Here is a 1,213-nt window from a genome sequence, read left to right on the forward strand (position 1 = left end):
GGGCAAATCAGTTGGCACATGTTTTGCAGAGAAAAGGGGTTGGTCCTGAATCAGTTGTGGGTGTCTACCTCCCGAGATCGGCTGAGCTCATGTCAAGTTTACTTGGCATATTGAAAGCTGGCGGGGCCTATGTCGTTCTAGATCCGTTGTATCCGAAATCACGGTTACAATACATGATTGAAGATGCAGGGATCCAAATCGTAGTGACGACGGCAGCGCAAGAAAGCCTTTCTGAGCAGGTCGAAACGGTGAGATTAGAAGAAATAACAGATGAAAGCGTGATCGCACCGAAGCGGCAAGTGAAACCCGAGCACTTAGCTTATATCGTCTACACCTCTGGTTCCACAGGAAAGCCAAAGGGTGTCATGGTCGAATATCGGTCATTGATGAATATGGTCTCTTGGCATCAAGCGGTATACCAAATTACAGCACAGGATCGTGCGACTCAAATTGCGGGGATTGCCTTTGACTCAGCTGTCCAGGAGATTTGGCCTTATCTCACTGCTGGTGCAGCACTATACCTGTCGACAGAAGAGTTGCGAATCAATCCGGAGGCTCTACGAGATTGGCTCATTGATTCACGGATCACGGCTAGCTTTGCGCCTACACCTATTCTGGAAAGACTCTTGAAATTATCTTGGCCAGAGAAGACGGATCTCCGTTTTATCATTACGGGAGGAGATCAGTTAACACAGTATCCATCTAAACAAATCCCTTTTGCAGTGATTAATCAGTATGGTCCATCGGAAAATACCGTCGTTACCACTGATTGTTATGTGCCTGTAGGAATGACAACAGGTACTCCGTCGATTGGTCGACCGATTGCGAATACAGAAGTATATGTGTTAGATTCTCACCTTCAGCCGGTGCCAGTGGGTGTGATTGGAGATCTATATATCGGAGGAAAGAGCCTGGCTCGTGGCTATGCTAATCGTCCGGAACTCACAGAGGAAAAATTCATTCCGCATCCGTTTAAGTCAGGGGAACGTCTCTATTACACTGGGGACAAAGCAAGTTATCTGTCTGACGGTGATCTCCAGTTCCATGGTCGTATGGATGACCAAGTAAAAATTCGTGGTTTCCGGATTGAACTGGGAGAAGTTGAAGCAACTTTGCAGGCGCATTTGTCCGTAAAAGAAGCTGTTGTACTGGTAAGAGAGGATCATCCAGGAGACAAACGATTGGTAGCTTATGTAGTTGGTGAAGGAAGTGT

1 protein-coding gene is annotated in these 1,213 nt (G+C 46.8%); it reads left to right on the forward strand.

What is annotated here, in order from left to right; all coding sequences use genetic code 11:
- The coding region (locus JDS96_RS30435) for a non-ribosomal peptide synthetase (protein WP_199669088.1) at nt 1-1,213 on the forward strand (1,213 nt) is incomplete at both ends.

The organism is Bacillus cereus group sp. N21 (assembly GCF_016483395.1).
Lineage (GTDB): Bacteria > Bacillota > Bacilli > Bacillales > Bacillaceae_G > Bacillus_A > Bacillus_A pseudomycoides.